At 53.5% G+C, this 15,615-nt stretch carries 19 protein-coding genes and 1 tRNA gene; 1 reads left to right on the top strand and 19 read right to left on the bottom strand.

Features of this window, described 5'->3' with window-relative positions; genetic code table 11:
- The 17 genes from DPQ25_RS11350 to DPQ25_RS11270 form a co-directional block, all read right to left on the bottom strand.
- Positions 1-609: a CDP-alcohol phosphatidyltransferase family protein gene (locus DPQ25_RS11350; RefSeq protein ID WP_112333299.1), complete on the bottom strand. Its 609-nt coding sequence runs from the start codon at positions 607-609 to the stop codon at positions 1-3.
- A gap of 12 nt (positions 610-621) precedes the next feature.
- Positions 622-1,149, bottom strand: coding sequence for a CvpA family protein (locus DPQ25_RS11345; RefSeq protein ID WP_177577027.1), 528 nt, complete (start codon positions 1,147-1,149; stop codon positions 622-624).
- 137 nt (positions 1,150-1,286) lie between these two features.
- On the bottom strand, positions 1,287-2,558 hold the full coding sequence (locus DPQ25_RS11340; RefSeq protein ID WP_112333297.1) for a DUF5711 family protein: 1,272 nt from the start codon (positions 2,556-2,558) through the stop codon (positions 1,287-1,289).
- On the bottom strand, positions 2,555-3,313 hold the full coding sequence (gene truA, locus DPQ25_RS11335; protein ID WP_112333296.1) for a tRNA pseudouridine(38-40) synthase TruA: 759 nt from the start codon (positions 3,311-3,313) through the stop codon (positions 2,555-2,557). The genes DPQ25_RS11340 and truA overlap by 4 nt, the downstream gene beginning before the upstream one ends.
- 46 nt (positions 3,314-3,359) lie before the next feature.
- On the bottom strand, positions 3,360-4,175 hold the full coding sequence (locus DPQ25_RS11330) for an energy-coupling factor transporter transmembrane component T family protein (RefSeq protein WP_112333295.1): 816 nt from the start codon (positions 4,173-4,175) through the stop codon (positions 3,360-3,362).
- A gap of 1 nt (position 4,176) precedes the next feature.
- A complete protein-coding gene (locus DPQ25_RS11325; protein ID WP_112333294.1) occupies positions 4,177-5,034 on the bottom strand; it encodes an energy-coupling factor transporter ATPase in 858 nt (285 codons plus the stop codon).
- A 30-nt stretch (positions 5,035-5,064) separates the two neighbouring features.
- A complete protein-coding gene (locus DPQ25_RS11320) occupies positions 5,065-5,916 on the bottom strand; it encodes an energy-coupling factor transporter ATPase (protein WP_112333293.1) in 852 nt (283 codons plus the stop codon).
- Positions 5,917-5,937: 21 nt separating this feature from the next.
- Complete coding sequence (locus DPQ25_RS11315; RefSeq protein ID WP_112333292.1) at positions 5,938-6,798, bottom strand: class I SAM-dependent methyltransferase; 861 nt, start codon at positions 6,796-6,798, stop codon at positions 5,938-5,940.
- 18 nt (positions 6,799-6,816) lie between these two features.
- The gene (gene glmM, locus DPQ25_RS11310; protein WP_112333291.1) at positions 6,817-8,166 is read right to left on the bottom strand and encodes a phosphoglucosamine mutase; all 1,350 of its coding nucleotides are present in this window, start codon (positions 8,164-8,166) and stop codon (positions 6,817-6,819) included.
- A 107-nt stretch (positions 8,167-8,273) separates the two neighbouring features.
- The gene (ruvB, locus tag DPQ25_RS11305) at positions 8,274-9,308 is read right to left on the bottom strand and encodes a Holliday junction branch migration DNA helicase RuvB (RefSeq protein WP_112333365.1); all 1,035 of its coding nucleotides are present in this window, start codon (positions 9,306-9,308) and stop codon (positions 8,274-8,276) included.
- A 36-nt stretch (positions 9,309-9,344) separates the two neighbouring features.
- The gene (lepB, locus tag DPQ25_RS11300) at positions 9,345-9,905 is read right to left on the bottom strand and encodes a signal peptidase I (protein ID WP_112333290.1); all 561 of its coding nucleotides are present in this window, start codon (positions 9,903-9,905) and stop codon (positions 9,345-9,347) included.
- 55 nt (positions 9,906-9,960) lie between these two features.
- Entirely contained in the window at positions 9,961-10,569 is a 609-nt protein-coding gene (gene ruvA, locus DPQ25_RS11295) for a Holliday junction branch migration protein RuvA (protein WP_112333289.1), read from the bottom strand.
- 181 nt (positions 10,570-10,750) lie between these two features.
- Positions 10,751-11,257, bottom strand: a complete 507-nt coding sequence (gene ruvC, locus DPQ25_RS11290; protein ID WP_112333288.1) for a crossover junction endodeoxyribonuclease RuvC — start codon at positions 11,255-11,257, stop codon at positions 10,751-10,753.
- A gap of 191 nt (positions 11,258-11,448) precedes the next feature.
- On the bottom strand, positions 11,449-12,018 hold the full coding sequence (locus DPQ25_RS11285; protein WP_242978324.1) for a phosphatase PAP2 family protein: 570 nt from the start codon (positions 12,016-12,018) through the stop codon (positions 11,449-11,451).
- 377 nt (positions 12,019-12,395) lie between these two features.
- A complete protein-coding gene (locus tag DPQ25_RS11280; RefSeq protein ID WP_242978317.1) occupies positions 12,396-12,848 on the bottom strand; it encodes a threonine/serine exporter family protein in 453 nt (150 codons plus the stop codon).
- A 46-nt stretch (positions 12,849-12,894) separates the two neighbouring features.
- A complete protein-coding gene (locus DPQ25_RS11275) occupies positions 12,895-13,668 on the bottom strand; it encodes a threonine/serine exporter family protein (RefSeq protein WP_112333286.1) in 774 nt (257 codons plus the stop codon).
- A 69-nt stretch (positions 13,669-13,737) separates the two neighbouring features.
- Entirely contained in the window at positions 13,738-14,595 is an 858-nt protein-coding gene (locus DPQ25_RS11270) for a patatin-like phospholipase family protein (RefSeq protein WP_112333285.1), read from the bottom strand.
- A gap of 225 nt (positions 14,596-14,820) precedes the next feature.
- Between DPQ25_RS11270 and DPQ25_RS11265 the strand changes: the two genes are divergently transcribed.
- A tRNA-Val gene (locus DPQ25_RS11265) sits at positions 14,821-14,897 on the top strand.
- Positions 14,898-15,099: 202 nt separating this feature from the next.
- Here the strand turns inward: DPQ25_RS11265 and DPQ25_RS11260 are convergent.
- Positions 15,100-15,417 (bottom strand): hypothetical protein, encoded by a 318-nt coding sequence (locus tag DPQ25_RS11260; protein ID WP_146740559.1) that lies wholly within the window; start codon positions 15,415-15,417, stop codon positions 15,100-15,102.
- On the bottom strand, positions 15,383-15,615 hold a 233-nt coding region (locus DPQ25_RS11255), incomplete at its 5' end, for a hypothetical protein (RefSeq protein WP_207657312.1). The genes DPQ25_RS11255 and DPQ25_RS11260, both read right to left, overlap by 35 nt.

Here is a 15,615-nt window from a genome sequence, read left to right as displayed (position 1 = left end):
TCAATTGTCGCTGTTTGTTTCTGATCCGCCGCGCAGGTCAATTCGGTCCGCAGGATCCGTCGAGCTTAAAAGACGGCGAAAAATTTTAAAGTACTCATAAAAGGCGTAAACCATAAAGGCCGCCGTTACAGCCAAAAGTATAATGGTTACGGCCAGGTTGTCAATATTAAAAAAGCGCATAGCCACAATGGCGGTAAAGGAAAGATAAAACAGAGCCGTGCCGACCTTTCCATACCATTTTGCAGCTGTTGGCCGTTTTTTTCTTTTTAACACTAAATAAATGCCGCCTGCCAGCATGGCAAGCTCTTTGACGATAAAGATAGCCAAAATCGGCAGCAGGACCGGCTCCCAAATAGCCAGACAGATTGCCACCGTGCCCTGTGTCAGCTTATCTGCCACAGGGTCCAGCATTTTACCCAGGTCGGTTACCTGGTTAAACTTCCGCGCGATCATGCCGTCAAACAAGTCGGAAAGGCCGGAAAGCGCCAGCATGAGTCCCGCCAGCAATACATTGCCCGTCATAAAAAAATAAACGAATGGAAGAATCAACAGGATTCGAAGAACGGACAGCAGATTGGGAATAGTAATATTCTTATTCCACTCTTTCATTTTCATTCTCCTTTACAGCCAATTTTCTGCCTGTTCAAACCAACCGGCAGCAGGGCTGTTGCTATAAACAGTGCCATAAAGATAGGATTGGGCAAGCGTCTCGTCTGAAAGCGCGTGCCCGTTTATTTCTATATAAGGGCCCGCCAGCTGCAGTACTGCACACAGCACAAAGGCCAGCACCAGACCCTGCAGTAAACCGCACACAGCTCCCAGCACCGCGTTGACCTGGCTCAGCACCGGCAGGTGAAAAACGGTATCGAGCGCTTTGGCGGCAAGCTGTACGACAATATGCAGCACCGCAAAAAGGAGAATCACCGCCAATATACGGATGCCCGCATATTCCCACATAGAAAAATCGCGGTTCTTTTCCAAAATATTGCAAATGGAATCTGCAATCCAGCCGGAAAACATCGCGGAAACTACCAAGGCGAACAACGAGCCTATAAACTCTACCAACGAACGCACAACGCCCCTTTTAAAGCCCACGATAATAAATAAAACCACGACCGCTATTAAAACAACATCAATAATTGTTCCCAAACGGCTCCCCTCCTTTTTATCCTCCAGAACAGCGCTCTCCGGTTACCAACGGGCCGCAGGGCCTCCGCACCGGCAAAATCATATGTGTAATTCATTCTTTTAAGCATAGCATAAATGAAGCAGACATACAAGCCATGTCACTCCGCTGCCGCCAGCTCTAGGCGGCGAATCTCCGACATAGCCAGCACATAGGCGTTGCTTTCGTCCAGCAAGGCGACCGCACGGCTGTCACTCCCGGCCTCTGCTGTACTAAGCGCCGTTCCCTCCGCTATAGAGTAGGCGCGCACCTCGCCGCCGCCCAAAACCGCAACCGTGTTACCGAAAATGGAAACCGATTTCAACACCGCCTGCAGCTCAACGGAAAACGCCTTTTGCCCACTGCCCGATAAAATTACCAGCTCGCCCGAGGCCGCGTTCTCATAGGGGGAAAGGCAGAAGGCCGTCAAGCCGTCTTTTCCAGTATATGAAGTAAGCTCCGCGCCCTGATAATCAAATTTTTCAGCCTTGCCGGCCGTATCCAACAGCACTGCGCCCGCATCCCCGACCGCGGCCCCGCTTCCATCAGCGTAAAAGAAGGAATCAAACAATAAATTTTCCGAATATTCCGCAACCGGCTGAGCCTCTCCTTCCTGGCTTAAATCCAGCTTATAAACAACCGAGACAAGTCCCCCGTCCTGAGCCGAGACAGCCGTGACCAGCGCCTCCGTAGCCGCCGCGTTTAAGGAGACCGAGGTCGGATAATACTTTGAAAAACGATAAAGAAATTTTTCCTCATTTTGAGCGGTATATACCATCAGCTGCCCGTAACAGCCCTCGCCCTCTGTCAGCAACGCATAGCTGCCGTTTGCCGCCAGCGCACCCGCCAGAATTTTAGCTTCGGCACTCTCCTTGCGAACCGTGCTTGCATATGCCTCGATTTGATAGCCCGTGCCGCCCAGGTTATAGATAAGGGCCTTGTCCCCCGCTGTTTTTAGCACCGGGCTGCCAAAGCTGTGCTGGCGGCTTACGACTTCTTTCGCCGTCGCATTCAGCACCGTCAGGTACGAGTCGCTGACAAAAACCGAATCCTGCCCCCAAGCGCCAAAATTTTTCACCGCGATTTCTCCGTTATCAATCGCATAGGGATAACCGTCTCCGATTCCGGAGCCAACCACCTTTTCCTGAATCCAAAGCGAGATTTTCTCCAGCGTTAGATTATCGCGGTTAAACCAAACCACCACGCCCAGCGCTGCAACCGCCAAGATTACAATAACCCTGTAAACCCAGCCGGGAATCCGTTTTTTCTTCTTCCTCCGGCTGTTACCGGGCGGGCTTACGCCGGCGGCTTCACCTGCCTGGTCGGGGTTGACCTGAATATCCGCCTCATCCTCCGGCAGGTCGAAGTGGCTTCCCCTTTTTTTGCGCCTCATTGGTTCACATCCTCGCTGTCATAAAAAACACGGTTTAAATAAAGCCCGGCCGCCGGGGCTGTAGGGCCGGCGGCGTTGCGGTCCTCTGCGGATAAAATCCCATGCATATCCGATGCCGCCAATTTCCCGGCAGCTACCCAGAGCTGGGTACCGACCAGGATGCGCACCATATTATAGAGGAACCCATCCGCTGAAACACGGTAGACGACAAGGTCGCCCTCCCGCCGCCACTGGGAGCAGGTGATGGTCCGGCTCAAATCCCCTTTTACCCGCGCATCCGCAGAACAGAACGAAGTAAAATTATGGCGGCCGACAAAAGCGCCCGCCGCCGCATTCAGGCGATCCAAATCCAGGCTGTAATAATAATGGAGCGCCCGATCCCGTAAAAACGGGTTGCGCACCGGGTGGTTCCAAATTTGATATTCATATTCTTTGCCCCTGCAGGAATAGCGGGCGTGAAAGTCCGCCGGCACCTCCCGGCAGGCGAGCACGGAAACATCACGTGGAAGAAAGTGGTTCAGCGCGGCAACCAGGCGTTCGGGCGGAATAGTGTGCTCCGTGTGGAAGCTGCAGCAAAACCTGCGGGCATGAACGCCGGTGTCTGTTCGGCTGCATCCTTTGACATCCGGGCGTGTGCCGGTCACCTTTTCCAGCGCCTGCTGAAAAACCTGCTGTACGCTGACCGCGTTTCTCTGTACCTGCCAGCCATGGTAGGCAGAGCCGTCATAGCAGAGCGTCAGCAATAAATTTCTCATCTTTCCACCCGCCTTCCATTAAAACATCGACTTTTTTTATAAAACGTTACAGCAATGTAAATGGCACGAAAATATTACAGAGGATTACAGCGGTGCAGCAGGCAATTCCTACGCCCAGCATCACAATATCCCCGCCGGCAATGTGCAAAACTTTCATTTTGGTGCGGCCCTTTCCGCCATGGTAGCAGCGGCACTCCATGGCCATAGCCAGGTCATAGGCCCGGCGGAACGCCGAGACAAACAGCGGAACGAGAACCGGAACCAGCGCCTTGACGCGCTGCATCAACCCGCCGCTTTCCATGTCTGCCCCGCGGGCCTTCTGCGCGCTCATGATCTTATCGGTTTCCTCCAGCAGTGTCGGCACAAAACGCAGCGCGATGGTCATCATCATAGCAATTTCATGCACCTGGACATGCAGCACCTTCAGCGGCTTCATCAGCCGTTCCAGGGCGTCTGTCAAGGCCGTTGGCGACGTTGTAAAGGTCAGCGCCGAGCTCAGCAGAATTAAGCTTGCAATTCTAACCGTGATAAAAATTGCGTTATTGACGCCGCCGGTGGTAATCGCCAGCGGCCCCAGCTGTACCAGGGTTCTTCCCCCGCCGTAAAAAAGATTTAAAACCGACGTCAGCACCACAATGAACAGAATGGCTTTCATGCTCTTCAAATACAGCCGGACCGGCACGCCGGAAAGGAGCATTACCGCCAGCACGGCCGCGACCATCAACAGGAGCGAGGCAAAATTCTGCGCCACAAAGAGAAACACAATCCACAGGAAGGTCAGGGCAATTTTAACCCGGGGATCCATTCGATGAATAAGCGATTTACCGGGAATATACTGCCCGAACGCAATGTCTCTGACCAAATCAGGCTCCTCCCTTCTGCAGCAGAGGCAAAAGCTGGCGCACTGCCTGCTCCACCGTTAAAACGGGGTCCACCGGCCAGCCCTTTTCCTTCAGCACCGACATAATTTTCGTGATCTGCGGTACGCGCAGCCCCATTTGCTCCAGTTCATCCCCCCGTGCAAAAACAGCCCGGGTGGAGTCAAACATCGCTTCACGCGAATCATCCATTACCAGCACACGGTCTGCAGTTTTGGCGATGTCTTCCATGCTGTGAGAGACCAAAATAACGGTGTTTCCCCGCTTTTTGTGGTAATCCACAATCTGGGAAAGGAGCTTGTCCCGGCCGCGTGGATCCAGGCCCGCCGTCGGCTCATCCAATATCAGCACATCCGGGTCCATGGCAATGACCCCCGCAATAGCCACCCGGCGTTTCTCACCGCCAGACAGCTCAAAGGGGCTCTTTTCGAGAAAATCTTCCGTCAGACCGACAAACTGTGCCGCCTGGCGGGCTTTCTCCTCAATTTCCTGGTCGCTCAAGCCCATGTTGCGCGGACCAAAGGAAATATCCTTCAGAACGGTTTCCTCAAAGAGCTGATGCTCCGGATACTGAAAAACCATGCCCACCTGAAAGCGCACAGCGCGAATCTTTTTCGGCTCCTCCCAGATATCCTTGCCTTTCAGCAGCACCTGCCCAGAGGTCGGCTTTAAAAGGCCGTTTAGGGTCTGAATCAGGGTTGATTTTCCGGAGCCGGTGTGCCCAATTAGGCCGACGAATTCGCCCTCCTCAATACTGAGGCTGACATTGTCGACGGCGGTCTTGACAAAGGGCGTTCCCTCTCCGTAGGTATAGGTCAGGTTCTTTGTTTCGATAACTGCCATTCTTGTTCTCCTGCTTCCATTTTTGCGGGATTACTGCCGGGAGGCAGCCAGCCCCTCCAGCGTTTCCACACATTCTTCTATATTCAGCGCGCACCCGTCGATGGCGGCTCCCGCCTGCTGCAGCTGGTACAGCAGTTCCGTCGCCTGCGGTACATCCAGCTTATGCCGTTTTAGCAGCTCAACCTGGGAAAAGACCTCTCGCGGCGTCCCCTGCGTCAGAATTTCGCCGCTGTCCATTACAATGACCCGGTCCGCTTCCACGGCCTCGTCCATATAGTGGGTGATGAGCACAATGGTGATGCCTTTTTCCTGGTTCAACCGGTGAATGGTATTGAGCACTTCCGTACGGCCACGCGGGTCCAGCATGGCTGTAGGCTCGTCCAACACGATGCAGTCCGGCTCCATCGCAATAATACCCGCTATGGCAATGCGCTGCTTCTGACCGCCCGACAGCTTATAGGGCGCGTTCAGGCGAAAATCATACATTTCAACGGCCTTCAAGGCCGCGTCCACCCGTTCCCGGATTTCCGCCGGCGGAACCCCCAGGTTTTCCGGACCGAATGCCACGTCCTCCTCTACAACGCTCGCCACCAGCTGGTTGTCCGGGTTTTGCAGCACCAGCCCCACGCGCCGGCGAATCTCATAGAGCACCTGCTCGTCAACGGTATCCAGGCCGTCGATAAACACCTTACCCTGAGAAGGCAACAGCATGGCATTGAACATTTTCGCCATTGTCGATTTTCCTGAACCATTATGGCCCAGCAGCGCGACAAATTCTCCCCTCTGAATTTCCATAGAGATACCGCGGAGGACCTTTTTCACGCTTTCCCCCTCGTCCCCGTCGTAAGAAAATTCAACCTTTTCCGCCTGTATGTATCCCATCGGCACTCAACCACCCCATCCTTATTCTTCCCAGACCGCCGTGCTTCCACAGGGAAGCACCAGTCCGCTCTCCGTCACCGGCAGCCCTATTTCACCGGCTGAAACGGCGCCTCCGTATTTCTTCTGCAGCAGCACGCCAAGCAGATATGCCATTACGGCGGGCGACAGCCCGGTTGTGTAGGAATTGAGCAAAAAGAACAGGGGCTGCTTGCTTAAAATAGCCGCGCACTCCTGCACCAGCCCATAGAGCTGTTCCTCCAGCTTCCAGACCTCGCCGTTCGGGCCGCGCCCGTAGGAGGGCGGGTCCATAATAATTCCGTCATAAAAATTACCGCGCCGCTGCTCTCTGAGTACAAATTTCAGGCAATCGTCCACAATCCAGCGCACAGGCTTGTCCGCCAGGCCGGAGGCCTGGGCGTTTTCACGCGCCCAGGCTACCATGCCCTTGCTGGCATCCACATGGCACACCTGCGCGCCCGCCGCCGCACAGGCAAGCGTTGCCGCGCCGGTATAGCCGAAAAGGTTCAGCACCTTTACCGGCCTGCCGGCTGTGCGGATTTTTTTTTGGACAAAATCCCAGTTGACAGCCTGTTCAGGGAAAAGCCCGGTATGCTTAAAGCCCATGGCTTTGATGCGAAAGGTCAGTTCCCCATAGGAAACCTGCCAGACAGGCGGAAGCTTGCGCCATTCCTCCCAATGGCCGCCGCCGGAGGAGGAGCGCAGATAGCGGGCATCCGCCTTTTTCCAGCCTGCGTTTTCCCTTGGAGTCTCCCATATAATCTGCGGGTCGGGGCGAATTAAGAGCACTTTTCCCCAGCGCTCCAGCCGCTCGCCCGCAGCGGTATCCACCAGCTCATAATCCTTCCAGAGGGCAGTTCTCATCTCATTTCCTCCGGGGGGTCAGGCCAAACGCTCGCGAATGACGTTTGCCACCGTCTCCGCCAGTGCCGCGATGTAATCGGCATCCTCGCCCTCCAGCATTACGCGCAGCAGCGGCTCCGTACCCGAGGGGCGGACAACGATCCGGCCGTTTTTACCCAGCTTTTCCTTGGCGCGCTCTATGGCCTCTTTGACCGCGGTATCGGTGTAAAAACGCAGCTTTCCGTCCGGCGCAACCTGAATGTTGACCATCACCTGCGGGTAACGGGTCATCAGCGTCGCCAGGCTGGAGAGCTGAGCGTTTCTGCGGTGCAAAATACTCAGGAGCTGCGCGGCCGTCAGCTGCCCATCCCCTGTGGTGGAGAAATCCAGGAAAATGACATGGCCGCTCTGCTCGCCGCCGAAATTATACCCCTCCAGCAGCATTTCCTCCAGCACGTAGCGGTCACCCACTTTAGTGGCCTCAAAATGTATTTCATTGTCATCGCAGAACTTAGTAAAGCCCATATTCGTCATAATGGTGCCGACAGCGGTATTTTTTTCCAGCTTGCCACGCGACTTCATATCCGCGGCGCAAATAGCCATGATAAAATCGCCGTCCACCAGGTCGCCGTTTTCATCCACCGCCAGGCAGCGGTCGGCATCCCCGTCAAAAGCAATCCCGGCATCCAGCTTATTCTCACGCACGAAGCTCATCAGCGCCTCCATGTGCGTAGAGCCGCAATCATCATTCACATTGACGCCGTTGGGTTGGTTTGCCATCATGTGGCACTCAGCGCCCAGCTCCGTAAAGAGCAGCTCCGCCGTTCTGCACGCAGAACCGTTGGCACAGTCGATTCCAACCCGCATACCGTCCAGGGAAAAGGCCACCGTACTCTTGATGTGGTTGACGTAATCGCGCACAACATCCGGCGCAGCGGCCACGCTGCCGAGGTCCCCCGCAATGGGCACCGGTGGATCCGCAACATGATCCAGCACAATCGCTTCAATCTGTTCCTCCAGTGCATCGGGGAGCTTATAGCCGTCGCCGCTGAATATTTTAATGCCGTTAAATTCGCAGGGATTATGGGATGCGGTCAGCATCACGCCTGCATCGGCTTTATATTTTCCCACCAAAAAGGCAACTGCCGGGGTCGGCACCACGCCAAGCTGTACTACATTGGCCCCCACGCTGCAGAGCCCCGCCGTAATGGCGGCCTCCAGCATGTCGGAGGAAAGGCGCGTATCCTTGCCAATCAACACCTTGGGGTGGCGATGGTTGCTATCCGTCAGCACCATTGCGGCGGCCCGCCCAATGCGCATGGCCATTTCACAGGTCAGTTCGCTGTTGGCAACGCCTCTTACGCCATCGGTTCCAAAAAGTCTGCCCATATGTAAACAACACTCCTAAAATTAAAAATATATGTGCGTCTCCCGCTTAAAGATTAATTTCATATCTAATTTAGTATATCAGAAAAATTTGAATAAATATCTGTTTTTTAAAATAATTTTTGCTGCGCCGCCGGCATTCCCTCGGCCGGGTCCAAGCCTAGATGCAGGTAGGCGGCATGCGTGGCGCAGCGCCCTCTCGGCGTACGGTTTAAAAAGCCGATCTGCATAAGATAGGGCTCGTAAACATCCTCGATGGTCACGGCCTCCTCCCCGATTGCCGCCGCCAGTGTCTCCAGGCCCACCGGCCCGCCCCTGTAAAATTTGATCAGGGTGGCCAGCATACGCCGGTCGTTGGCGTCCAGGCCCAGCTCGTCGATCTCCAGGCGGTCCAGGCCAATCTTGGCGCTTTCATAGGTGATGACGCCGTTGCTGATGACCTGCGCAAAGTCCCGCACCCGTTTAAGCAGCCGGTTGGCAATTCGCGGCGTGCCTCTGGAGCGGGAGGCTACCTCCAGCGCGCCGCCGGCCTCAATGGGAATGTCTAAAATACGCGCGCTGCGCGTGACAATTTTCGCAAGCTCCTGCGGCGAGTACATTTCCAGCCGCAGGACAACCCCAAAGCGGTCGCGCAGCGGCGCGGAGAGCTGGCCCGCACGCGTGGTGGCGCCCACCAGGGTAAAATGCGGCAGCGGCAGATGGTAGGAGGCCGCCATCTGCCCCTTGCCCGTGATGATGTCCAGCGCGAAATCCTCCATAGCCGGGTAAAGAATTTCTTCCACACTGCGGGACAAGCGGTGCACCTCATCGATAAAGAGCACATCCCCTGGGTTTAAATTGGTCAGCAGCGCCGCAAGGTCCCCCGGCTTTTCAATGGCAGGCCCGGATGTAATGCGCAGGTTAACCCCCAGTTCATTGGCAATAATGCCGGCAAGCGTCGTTTTGCCAAGCCCCGGCGGGCCGTAAAGTAGCACATGGTCCAGGCTTTCCTGCCGCTGGCGCGCCGCCTCTATGAACACGGCCAGATTTTCCTTGGCTTTATCCTGGCCGATATATTCCGAAAGGGATTTCGGACGGAGCGGGTTCTCCGACTCCGCATCCTCGGGCGAATATTCCGGCGCGACAATCCGGTTTTCCAGGTCCATCTCATTTTCGTAATCCAAGGTTTTCCCTCCTGTACTCTATGCAATCCACGCTATATCGGGGTAATATCTTAAAAACACCTTGCCGAGGATATCCTCCCGAGGCACAAATTTATGGGTCCAATACCGGGAATCCAGCGAACTATTTCGGTTATCGCCCATGACAAAATAAGCCTTCTCCGGCACCTCAAACGGACCGGCAGCACCGTAGGGCTCCTCCTTTAAATACGTTTCCCGGAGCGGTTCCTCAGCGCCGTCGATATAAACCTTCCCCTCACGAATTTCCACCGTCTCCCCGGGAAGGGCAATGATGCGCTTTACATAGTACTGGCTTTCGTCGTCCGGGCAGGGAAATACAATGATATCTCCCCGCTCGGGCTCACTGAACAGATAGGCGGGCCGCAAAGCGACAATCCGGTCCCCGATGCAAATCGTATTTTCCATAGAGGCCGTCGGCACCTGTGCGTTCATCACCACAAAATTCCCGGCCAAAAAAGCCATTGCCACCGCAGCAAGAAGCATAAGGACGATACTCCGCAGCGTTCTTCCGGCGCCGCCGTTTTGCTCCGGCTCGTTCTCCTCAGGCCGTCTCCTTCGCATTATTTTACCCATGCCTCCTCCATCCCAGCCCTGCTCGAGGTCCGCGAAGCTTCTGTTAGAAACGGCTTGCCATTGCCTTTAATGAGAGCCGGATCAATTCCTCTGTGGGCAGCGAGCTGTCAAAGCGGGCTACCACCGCGGCAGCCTCTGCCGGCGCATAGCCCAGCACCGCCAAGGCGTTGACCGCGTTAGCCGCATTACCGGCCGCGGACGGTACGCCCCCTGGAGCCGCGGATAAATCAGCCGCCCCGGCGGCATCCATTTTCTTCACCTTGTCCTTTAGCTCCAGCGCAATGCGCTGCGCCAGCTTCGGCCCGACACCGCTCGCCCTGGAAAGGGATTTACTATCCCCGCAGGCCACCGCCATTGCCACCTGCTCCGGGGTCAGCTCGCTCAGGATTGCCAGCCCCACCTTGGGACCGACGCCCGAAACAGCGGTAAGCATGCGAAAACAGTTTAACTCTGTTTTCGTGTAAAAACCAAACAGATCCATGGCGTCTTCGCGTACATTCAAATGTGTAAAAAGCTGGACCTCGCTGCCTACAGCCGGAAGCTGCCGCTGCGTACCCAGCGTCGTCATACACTTAAAACCAACCCCGCCGCACTCCACAACAACAAGGTTCGGTTCTGCAGCCATCAGCTTTCCTCTTACACTATATAACAAATGATTCGCCCCCGAATATTATGATATAAAAACTTGTCTTTTGACCGAAAGCCCTTGCCACACAGGACCCATATTTACCACACGCAAAAGATGGCGTGACAAGGGTCAAGCGTAAAAACATTTAGTATAATGTAGAAAATGCATTGCTAATAGTATTAAAAAATGAATATTTTTACGCCTATTACGGACTTTTCTGCAGTAGTCTCTGACGCAGCAAACTACCCGATGCCTGCCCGTGGCAAATAGCCAGCGCCAACGCATCCGCAGTATCATCCGGCTTCGGCGTCTCACGCAGGCAGAGCAGCCGGCGTGTCATTTCCATAACCTGCGGCTTTTTTGCCTGCCCATAGCCCGTAACAGCCTGTTTGACCTGAAGCGGCGTATACTCAAAAATCGGGATCCCGGCCTTTTTGACGGCCAGCAGGATCACTCCCCGGGCTTCTGCCACACCGATTGCTGTTTTCTGGTTGTTTTGAAAATACAGCTTTTCGATGCTGAGCGCCTGCGGCTGCCACCGCGTTGAAATTTCGTAGATGCGGTCATAAATAATTTCCAGCCTGCGGCTGAAATCCTCCTCTGCCTTGGTTACTACAGCCCCGTATTCCAGCGGCTCGTATCGGCCTCGTTCCGACCGCAGCACACCATAGCCCACAATTGCGTAGCCAGGGTCAATGCCCAATATAATCATAAATTCACCTATCTTTATAAACAGGAAACGAACTGTGTCCTTAAATTTTAAAAATCTGTTGACGTAAAGCAGATCGTCAGACACATAGCCATTTTATTATAACATAATTCAAACCGTTAGGGAATAACCTGTGCGTCTTTCCCACAAACAAAAAGCCGTGGATTTCTCCACGGCCTGCGTTTAAACTTAATCTACTGCCTGGACAGCCTTTTGAAAAACGGATATAAGCGGGCCAGAATCAGAAGAAAGGACCAGGGCATCAGCACACCCATAACCATTGCTGCCAAAATATCGCTGGGGTAGTGAACAAAAAGGTACATTCTGGAAAAGGCAATTAAAATTGCCATAAAAAGGGCGAAAACGCCAAAAATTGGATTTGCCGCCCAAATCACCATCATAGAGGCAAACGAGGCCAGCGTATGACAGGATGGAAAGGAATAATCCTTCGGGCGGGTAATCAGGAGCGGGTAATCCGGGTACCGGTGGCAGGGGCGCGCACGAGCCACCAGCGGCTTCAGGCTCAAATTTCCGACCAAGCCGCACAACAACAGAGTACCAACCAGGATAAAGCCGTAATAGCGGTAGGTTTTTGAAATGCAAAAAGCGATGCCGGTTGCCAGCCAAACTCCGCCGACATTGCCCATAGCCGAAATGATCGGCATAATAATATCTAAAAACCGGCAACGGAAATTGCGCTGGATAAACGCCAGAATCCGTTCATCTGTCATTTGCAGACGGTTAATACCAACCACTCCTTTCATGGGCAAATTGAAATAAAGGCCTTTTATCCGGCCTTTTCGTAAAAAACAAATTCAAAATATATATCTCCAATTTCACATTAAGCAGCTAACCTCTTTGAATCGTGACCCTATTATAGCCTATTTTTAGTTAAAAAGCAAGTACCGCTTTATGGAAACCGGGCATTTCCAAGTATTGGCGCTTTTCCTGTTTTGTGCTTCAAATTTATGTAAAGCAGCCCAATATCCTGTTAAAACGCTCGAATTTTTTCACTAAGATATGCCATAAGGCTGTCGTCGTTTACACAAGCCTGATAAGTGGCACAGACCTCATCCTCCTGCCAAACGCCGCCATCCGGAATATTCCCCCGCCTTTTTAGCCCTGGCCTATGCGCAGGGTCTCAACGCTGCCGCCGGCCGTACTTCGCCCTGCCCCGGAATACATTCCACATCCGCATGCAGGAGGAAACCAAAAGCACTCCCATCGCCAGCGCACCGGCTATACCGAGGGTATGCATGCCGGTTTCGAGAAACATTTCCGTGTTACCTGTTATTCCGTACTCCATTGTATAATAGATTCCGCCCCCGGGCACCATTGGCAGCAAGGCTACCAGCAGGTAACCGGTTGCCGGCGCCTTATGTGCCCTGGCCATAACCTCAGCATAGGTAGAAAGCGCCAGCGTACCCAAAAAATATTGAAGCAGCTCGCTTTGCAGCGGTGTGCAAAGGAGATATACCGCCCAGCCAAACGCACCGCCGAGCGGCATAAAAAACAGCGCCTTCCCCCGGACATTAAAGACAATACAAAAAGCAAAACAGGCGACAAAGGCATATAAACACTGAAAGTATGCCACAAGCTTCCCCCCTCTTTCCGCCCAAAGCATGACGGCGCACAGCCCCTCATACCCCAAATAAAAGCCGGGGAACAACCAGGGCAGCGCCGGCTCCAATGGCGATTGCCGCCGCGACCAGCAGGCTCTCTACAAAACGGATCAACCCGGCCAATACATCGCCCGCCATAATGTCGCGCATAAAGGTGGTAATCATAATCCCCGGCACCAATGTCATCAGCGCCCCGATAATCACTTTGTCAGAATTTGGCGCAAGGCCGGCCCTTGCCATCAATGCCGCCAGCAGCACTACCGCCGCGCTTGCCAAAATATCGGTAAAAAAGGCATTGCCCTTCAGGCGGCCCATTCCATGGCAAATCAGCTTTATTACGGCGCCGCAGACGAATGCGCAGGCGGCATCGGCCAGCTTTCCGCCAAAGAAAAGCGTGAAGGAAAAGGAAATCAGCGCATAGGCAGCAATTTGCACGGCAAAGCGATAAGACGGGCGGCGCGCAAGCACGCGAACCTCCCGGTCAGCTTGCCTGACCTCCGGTTTATCCCTGCAAATCCGCCGGCACAGGTCGTTTATTCTTTCGAGCCGGTCCAGGTTGACCGTCTGGCTCGGTACACGCTTCAGCTTTGTAAAGGGATGCCCCTCCGGCGTGTTGACGGTTACAAAAATACAGCTGGGAACCGCGAAGATATCGCAATCCCGCATATCATAAGCCGCCAGAATACGCTGTATCGACTCTTCCACCCGGTATATTTCGGCTCCGTTTATAAGCAACTGATAGCCGATATTCATTGCCATATTCAGCAGTTCATCACATGGTACCTGGCGCACGCAAGCTCCTCCCCCGCCTATTTCTTAACCCAAATATAGGCTGCCGCCCGCTTAAATAGAACTAAAACACTAGCATGGTTCCTTCATAAACGCGCGCAGGGCGGGCAGCTTCTCAAAGCAATCGCAGACGCCCATCTCATAAATCTCCCTCAGCTTTTCAGGGTCCTTCTCATAGCGGCTCAGCAAAATCGGGCGGCTGGGCCGGATGATCAGCGCCTCGCCGGATTTCTCCAGCTTACGGCAAAACTCGCTCTCCCGATTGTATTCTTCACTGCGGGCCATCATGGTTTGAACAAATTCCGGGTAATCTCCATATTTTACCCGCAGCACTGCCCTGGGAAAGTCCGAACGGGACCGCTTGCGGTAAGTAGCGTCCCGGGTCAATACAATTACATTTTTCCGATTTCCGTCCGCAATGGACTGCTCGACCGGAATGGGCGTTGCACAGCCGCCGTCCAGCAGCTTGTACCCCTTATATTCGACAATTGGAGAAACAAACGGCAGGGAACTGCTTGCCCGTACCGGAGTAAGCGCCTCGTCAAACTCCTCTTTTGAAAAAAAGACCGTACGGCCGGTGTTCAAGTCGGTAGCGCCTGCCTTTAGCTGAACCGGCGAATTGAAAAAGGCCTTATAATCAAAGGGCAGCAGGTTGTGAAACAGCTCCCCGAAAATAAAATCAAAGCCAAACAGCGAGCCCGTCCGGTAAAGGCTGGCAATACTGATATACCGTTCATCCCGGATATAGCGGTAGAATATTTCATAATTTCTGCGCTGCTGCTTTGAGATAAAGCTCAGGGCATTGCACGCACCTGCGGAAATTCCATATACCGTAGGAAACTCAAAATTCTGCTCCAGCAAAACGTCCAACACCCCGCTTGTGTAGGCGCCGCGCGTACCGCCGCCTTCCAACACCAAACCTACTGGCATACTGATTCAGCCCCTTCCATCATTATAATCCAATTAAATATTACTATACCGCCAAATAATACGATTTATTTTATTATAAAAGGATTTCCGTCTATTTGCAAGCCGCAGTCACCCTTTATGGGCCTGCTTAAGCCGTGCCCAAAGAAAAATTTTTTTAAAATGCCTTGCAATTTCTTTTTAAATACGCTATAATAACAAAGCGCTTAAGAGACAAGCTGTTTAAACGGACGATTAGCTCAGCTGGCTAGAGCATTCGCTTGACGTGCGAAGGGTCACAGGTTCAAGTCCTGTATCGTCCACCAATAATAGAACTCGCATGAGTACTGATTTATTCAGTAACCATGCGGGTTTTTTGATACCTTGAGCAGGAAAATGATATGGTAAAAATCTATCAAAATGGGGTAAAAATGCAACACATTAGGGGTGTATGCAACATGAAATGCAACACGGAAACAGCTCTTAAAAAACAAAAAGCCCCGGATCACTCCGGGGCTCTCTTTCTATCTATTCTGTTTTGCCCTTGCCTTCCGCCGCACGCTTGACAGCCGCAAATGCGCCGTTGCTCGCCATGCTTACCAGCGCCGCATTCAGCGGCAGGATTGCCCAGGATGTCCACTCTGTAAAGTCTCCGATTGCCGCCGTCGCCGCGCACAGAAGCACCAGCGCCAATAGGTAGCTGAGCCATTGTGTTGGCAGCTTCGGGATTAGATTCTTGAGAAACTGGGTCAAAATCCCCGTTGCCGCGGTTGCTCCCGCGAATGTCGCCAGCATTTGCCAGCTGAAAAACTCATCCATGCTGATAGCCTCCGTTTCTTTTCTCATATTCCTCCTGCAAAAGGCGGTATTTGGCCTTTATTGCCCCGTTTCCGCCCTCCTGCACATATTTCTCACCCGCGATTAACCGCTCCTCCAGGGGGATTTCCTCGCTCATAATGGTGAGCTTTAAGGTGTTCATATAATCATTGTGGGAATACCCCTCCAACCGGTCAATCTTTTCATTCATCCGCCGGAGGTATGCCG

This window comes from Hydrogeniiclostridium mannosilyticum (assembly GCF_003268275.1).
Classification (GTDB): domain Bacteria; phylum Bacillota; class Clostridia; order Oscillospirales; family Acutalibacteraceae; genus Hydrogeniiclostridium; species Hydrogeniiclostridium mannosilyticum.
This window is presented reverse-complemented; position numbering and strand designations above follow the sequence as displayed.

Bases quoted from the DNA above. Each gene is read 5' to 3' on its own strand.
- DPQ25_RS11350 (WP_112333299.1), bottom strand. From the start codon at position 609: ATGAAAGAGTGGAATAAGAATATTACTATTCCCAATCTGCTGTCCGTT.
- DPQ25_RS11340 (WP_112333297.1), bottom strand. From the start codon at position 2,558: ATGAGGCGCAAAAAAAGGGGAAGCCACTTCGACCTGCCGGAGGATGAG.
- truA (WP_112333296.1), bottom strand. From the start codon at position 3,313: ATGAGAAATTTATTGCTGACGCTCTGCTATGACGGCTCTGCCTACCAT.
- DPQ25_RS11325 (WP_112333294.1), bottom strand. From the start codon at position 5,034: ATGGCAGTTATCGAAACAAAGAACCTGACCTATACCTACGGAGAGGGA.
- DPQ25_RS11320 (WP_112333293.1), bottom strand. From the start codon at position 5,916: ATGGGATACATACAGGCGGAAAAGGTTGAATTTTCTTACGACGGGGAC.
- DPQ25_RS11315 (WP_112333292.1), bottom strand. From the start codon at position 6,798: ATGAGAACTGCCCTCTGGAAGGATTATGAGCTGGTGGATACCGCTGCG.
- glmM (WP_112333291.1), bottom strand. From the start codon at position 8,166: ATGGGCAGACTTTTTGGAACCGATGGCGTAAGAGGCGTTGCCAACAGC.
- ruvB (WP_112333365.1), bottom strand. From the start codon at position 9,308: ATGGACCTGGAAAACCGGATTGTCGCGCCGGAATATTCGCCCGAGGAT.
- lepB (WP_112333290.1), bottom strand. From the start codon at position 9,905: ATGCGAAGGAGACGGCCTGAGGAGAACGAGCCGGAGCAAAACGGCGGC.
- ruvC (WP_112333288.1), bottom strand. From the start codon at position 11,257: ATGATTATATTGGGCATTGACCCTGGCTACGCAATTGTGGGCTATGGT.
- DPQ25_RS11285 (WP_242978324.1), bottom strand. From the start codon at position 12,018: ATGAAAGGAGTGGTTGGTATTAACCGTCTGCAAATGACAGATGAACGG.
- DPQ25_RS11270 (WP_112333285.1), bottom strand. From the start codon at position 14,595: ATGCCAGTAGGTTTGGTGTTGGAAGGCGGCGGTACGCGCGGCGCCTAC.
- DPQ25_RS11260 (WP_146740559.1), bottom strand. From the start codon at position 15,417: ATGAGAAAAGAAACGGAGGCTATCAGCATGGATGAGTTTTTCAGCTGG.